Annotated in this window: 4 protein-coding genes, 4 tRNA genes and 1 rRNA gene; 1 reads left to right on the forward strand and 8 read right to left on the reverse strand. The window is 38.9% G+C overall.

The features are described 5' to 3' along the window. The 5 genes from tuf to DK857_RS03425 form a co-directional block, all read right to left on the reverse strand. Positions 1-890 (reverse strand): elongation factor Tu (gene tuf / locus DK857_RS03405; protein WP_109401556.1); only part of this gene is annotated, 890 nt, incomplete at its 3' end. A gap of 121 nt (positions 891-1,011) precedes the next feature. Next, positions 1,012-1,087, reverse strand: a tRNA-Thr gene (locus tag DK857_RS03410). A gap of 5 nt (positions 1,088-1,092) precedes the next feature. Further along, positions 1,093-1,167, reverse strand: a tRNA-Gly gene (locus DK857_RS03415). 82 nt (positions 1,168-1,249) lie between these two features. Further along, positions 1,250-1,334 (reverse strand) — tRNA-Tyr (locus DK857_RS03420). Positions 1,335-1,349: 15 nt separating this feature from the next. Next, positions 1,350-1,425: transfer RNA gene (locus tag DK857_RS03425), tRNA-Thr, on the reverse strand. Between the two features lie 438 nt (positions 1,426-1,863). Between DK857_RS03425 and coaA the strand changes: the two genes are divergently transcribed. Then, a complete protein-coding gene (gene coaA, locus DK857_RS03430) occupies positions 1,864-2,811 on the forward strand; it encodes a type I pantothenate kinase (protein ID WP_109401557.1) in 948 nt (315 codons plus the stop codon). 131 nt (positions 2,812-2,942) lie between these two features. Here the strand turns inward: coaA and birA are convergent, their stop codons facing one another. The 3 genes from birA to rrf form a co-directional block, all read right to left on the reverse strand. Then, positions 2,943-3,905, reverse strand: coding sequence for a bifunctional biotin--[acetyl-CoA-carboxylase] ligase/biotin operon repressor BirA (birA, locus tag DK857_RS03435; protein WP_109401558.1), 963 nt, complete (start codon positions 3,903-3,905; stop codon positions 2,943-2,945). Continuing rightward, positions 3,902-4,936: a UDP-N-acetylmuramate dehydrogenase gene (gene murB / locus DK857_RS03440; RefSeq protein ID WP_109395574.1), complete on the reverse strand. Its 1,035-nt coding sequence runs from the start codon at positions 4,934-4,936 to the stop codon at positions 3,902-3,904. The genes birA and murB overlap by 4 nt, the downstream gene beginning before the upstream one ends. Before the next feature lie 162 nt (positions 4,937-5,098). Next, positions 5,099-5,204: ribosomal RNA gene (gene rrf, locus DK857_RS03445) — 5S ribosomal RNA — on the reverse strand; the annotation flags it as partial.

The raw sequence follows: 5,204 nt of genomic DNA on the forward strand, positions 1-5,204 counted from the left end.
CCTGGTTTTGCCAGTACTTGTCCACGTTCGATTTCTTCACGTTTAGTACCACGCAGAAGAACACCAACGTTCTCACCTGCACGACCTTCGTCAAGTAATTTACGGAACATTTCAACGCCAGTACAAGTTGTTTTAACAGTTGGTTTGATACCAACGATTTCAACTTCTTCACCAACTTTGATTACGCCACGCTCAACACGACCAGTTACTACTGTACCACGGCCTGAGATTGAGAATACGTCTTCGATTGGTAACAGGAATGGTTTGTCAATTGCACGCTCTGGTTCTGGGATGTATGAATCCAGTGCTTCTGCTAATTCAACAATTTTTGCTTCCCACTCAGCTTCGCCTTCCAGTGCTTTCAGCGCTGAACCACGGATTACTGGAGTGTCATCACCTGGGAAATCGTACTGAGACAGAAGTTCACGAACTTCCATTTCTACTAATTCCAGTAACTCTTCATCATCTACCATGTCACATTTGTTCAGGAATACGATGATGTAAGGAACACCAACCTGACGACCTAACAGGATGTGCTCACGAGTTTGTGGCATTGGGCCATCAGTCGCAGCAACAACCAGGATAGCTCCGTCCATTTGCGCAGCACCAGTGATCATGTTTTTAACATAGTCGGCGTGACCTGGGCAGTCTACGTGTGCGTAGTGACGAGTTGGAGTGTCATATTCTACGTGTGAAGTAGAGATGGTGATACCACGAGCTTTTTCTTCTGGTGCGTTATCGATTTGATCGAATGCACGAGCAGCACCACCGTAAGTTTTAGCTAAAACTGTAGTGATTGCAGCAGTCAGAGTTGTTTTACCGTGGTCAACGTGGCCGATAGTACCAACGTTAACGTGCGGTTTTGAACGTTCAAATTTTTCTTTAGACATTTAAATTGTCCCTCTAAGACACGGAATCGGTGGTTACACCACATCAACCAAGCAGTAAGTAAATTAGCGATTTGCTAGTGCTTGTTAAGATTTTAATCAGGGAGGCAAGAACATGAAGGAGTGGTGCTGATAGGCAGATTCGAACTGCCGACCTCACCCTTACCAAGGGTGCGCTCTACCAACTGAGCTATATCAGCACATCTGGAGCGGGCAGCGGGAATCGAACCCGCATCATCAGCTTGGAAGGCTGAGGTAATAGCCATTATACGATGCCCGCAGAACTCGGCTACCTGACTTAAAATCAGCTTTGTATTCTACTTAAGTGTTTACTAATTTAAAACACTTAAGTTAGGAATTAATGGTGGTGGGAGAAGGATTCGAACCTTCGAAGTCTGTGACGGCAGATTTACAGTCTGCTCCCTTTGGCCGCTTGGGTATCCCACCAAACCTAATTTTTAATGGTGCCGGCACCAAGAGTCGAACTCGGGACCTACTGATTACAAGTCAGTTGCTCTACCAACTGAGCTATGCCGGCTAAGTGGTGCGCATTCTAGGAGGACTTTCATCATGATGCAACAAAAAAATTGCGATATTTGTTCTTTTGCTTAGATTTTGTTCACTTTTGATTGAATTGTTGATTTTTTAGGAAAAAAACGACCAAAATGCCAACAAAAATTCATGATAGATTAGCAAGCTAATTTATCTATTCAGTCCCAAATTTATTAATCATCAATAAATTTTTAGAAAAAAGATTAATTACACTCTTATTAGTCTACGCTAAAAAATTATTTTTATGACTATTTTTTGTACTTTTTTTACAAATTTATTCAGTTCGTGTCAAAAAAAGTAGAAAAAATTTAAAAAATATCTACGCCTAAGAGGCATCACTCGTTATGATGCTGTTTATTTTTTATCGGATACGGGTGTTTTAAACAGCCTGTCCAACCTGCGAATATTAGGCAGATGTTGGCTTATGAATAACAAAGAACGCTTTATAACCCCTTATTTAGAATTTGACAGAAAACACTGGGCAACGTTAAGAGATTCCGTTCCTTTAACGCTAACCGAAAAAGAGATTGTCGATTTAAAAGGGATTAACGAAGAAATTTCTATTGATGATGTCATTGAAATTTATCTTCCTCTTTCAAGATTGCTCAATTTTTACATAAGTTCTAACTTACGTCGTCAAGCCGTCTTAGAGCAGTTTCTTGGAACAAGAAACGCCAAAATCCCTTATATTATTGGTATAGCTGGCAGTGTTGCTGTTGGTAAGAGTACCACAGCTCGTTTACTACAAGCACTTTTAACCCGTTGGCCAGAACATCGTAAAGTCGATTTAATTACTACTGATGGTTTTCTTTTACCTAATGCAGAGTTAAAGAAACGCGGAATAATGAAGAAGAAAGGATTTCCCGAATCCTATGATATGCATAGCCTTGTCTCTTTCGTTTCTGATATAAAATCAGGCAAAAAACAAGTAACAGCGCCTGTCTATTCTCATTTAGTGTATGACATCATCCCGGATAAAAAACAGGTTATTGAACAACCTGATATCTTAATTCTTGAAGGATTGAATGTATTACAGAGTAATCAGGATTATCCTCATGATCCGCATAATGTTTTCGTATCAGATTATGTAGATTTCTCTATTTATGTTGATGCTGATGAAGAATTACTAAAACACTGGTATATCAGTCGCTTTTTAAAATTTAGAGAAGGTGCGTTTACTGATCCTGAATCGTATTTTAATAATTACTCTAAATTAAGCAGAGAAGAATCTATTGAAATAGCATCTTCAATTTGGCAAGAAATTAATGGTTTGAATTTAAAACAAAACATATTGCCAACGAAAGAAAGAGCGAGCCTTATACTAACCAAAGGCCAAAGTCATACGATCACCAACGTTAGATTACGTAAATAAATCTAAACAATTCGTGGTGCTTACTCTCTGTATTATTGTATTTCAGTTATTCAAAATAATATCGATAAACAAAAAGCTTTCCAATTTAGGAAAGCTTTTTTAGTTTTAGATGTTCAATGCAATTTAAAGCATTACGATGCAATTCTCAGTGAAATTTCACCACCTATATAAGGTATGATTTTTCCATCTTGTTCCAAAAGTAAAGCACCTTGGTCATTGATACCCTTGGCAACACCAAAGATCTCTTTTTCACCAATAATAAGCTTCACTCGGCGATTCATAAAGTTATCTAAATGTTTCCAACGCTCGATAAACATAGATAACCCTTGTTTTTCAAACTGAACAAATGCTTCCCTTAGTGCATTAGTAATTTCACAAGCAAGTTCATTTCTATCAATTTTGATGCCAACTTGCTCTAAATTAATCCATTGCTGGCTAATGGCTTCAGTTTGATTTTTACTCATCGCAATATTGATACCAATACCCGTAACAATATGAGCAACGTCACCGGTTTTCCCTGTTAACTCAACAAGAATACCTGAAAGTTTTTTATCATTTAAATAGAGATCGTTAGGCCATTTAACTTTAACGCCATCTGCACCAAGCTTTTGTAATACCTCAGCCATAATAACGCCTACAACTAAACTCAGTCCTATTGCAGCAGCAGGACCTTGATCGAGCCTCCAATACATACTCAAATATAAATTTCTACCAAAAGGCGAAATCCATTGGCGCCCTCTTCGGCCTCGTCCAGCTGACTGGTATTCAGCAATACAAACATCACCCGATTTTAATTCGCTAATACGCTGTATCAAATACTGGTTAGTAGAATCTATAACAGGAATAACGCTGGCTGGTTCACCTTTAATGTTTTTGTTTACACTATTCTCATTCAACAAATTCATAGGAGCGTCTAATTGATAGCCCTTTCCTGCGACAGTTTGAACATCTATACCCCAACTACGCAATGTCTGAATATGTTTATTAATACCTGCGCGTGTCATTCCTAGGCTTTCGCCTAGTTGCTCTCCTGAATGGATATTTCCGTCAGCAAGAGTTTCAATTAATAATAAGGGAGTTGCTGTTTCTTTCATGAAATAGCGTCCACTGCATTGATTTCGCCATATTGACCAATAAAACGGACTTCTGGCTCTAATTGTACGCCGAAGCGCTCAAAGACTTTTTGACGTATACATGCTGCTAAATTAACGATGTCTTTGCCTGTTGCTAGACCGTCTTTATTGATAAGAACAAGTGCTTGCTTCATATGAACAGCCGCACCACCAATCTGATGACCTTTAAGACCACATTGATCAATCAGCCAACCAGCAGCAAGTTTTACACCATCTTGTTGAACATATTGCGGACAGAAGGGATATTCTGCTTTTAAATGTTGTGCAATGCGAATATCAACAATTGGATTCTTGAAAAAACTACCTGCATTACCTGTTATGGTAGGATCTGGTAGTTTGCTTGTTCTCATAGAGCACACAGATCCAAACACATCTTTTGGTGTTACTGTTTCTAATGATAATTTTGATAAATCGCCATAGGTAAGAATCGGCTCCCATTTTTTGCTAAGCTGTAAGCCTACAGCGACAATGGCAAAGCCTTGTTGGTAGTGATGCTTGAAAATACTATCACGGTAACCAAACTGACATTCATCATTAGATAATCGATGAACATGACCAGTACTTAGCTCAACTATATCAACATAAGCACAAACATCTTTTAATTCTTTGCCATAAGCACCGATATTTTGTATTGGTGCTGAACCTACATTTCCTGGGATCAGCGCTAAATTTTCTAGTCCATAGATATTCTTTTCTAATAGAAATTCAATAAGTGCATGCCAATTTTCGCCCGCACCAACATGAACAGACCAATATTGCTTATTTTCAGTAATTTCAATTCCAGCAATACAATTGCGAATAACAATACCATTAAAATCTTCTGTAAATAGTACGTTGCTACCGCCACCTAGAATAAGGGTGGGCAATTTCCGCTCATGGGCATTTTGCCAATATGTACAAAGCTCATCTTTATTATTTGCAGTTTCTATTTGGTGAGCTTTTGCTCTCAAACCAAATGTATTAAATGCTTGCAATGAAACCGATTCTTTCATGAAAGTCTACCTCATTTAGCTGATGGCTTAGTTTAACAGCCAAGCATCGTTGAGGATAGCAAAGTGATAGGTGATTAGTGTGGGGATATTATATCTGCATTTCAAATGTCTTAGATCGCAAAAAAGCCAACCCATTGGGTTGGCTTTCTCGTCTTATTTAATGCCTGGCAGTTCCCTACTCTCACATGGGGAGGCCCCACACTACCATCGGCGCTACAACGTTTCACTTCTGAGTTCGGCATGGATTCAGGTGGGTCCGCTGCGCTAT

This window comes from Proteus terrae (genome assembly GCF_003144325.1).
GTDB lineage: Bacteria > Pseudomonadota > Gammaproteobacteria > Enterobacterales > Enterobacteriaceae > Proteus > Proteus terrae.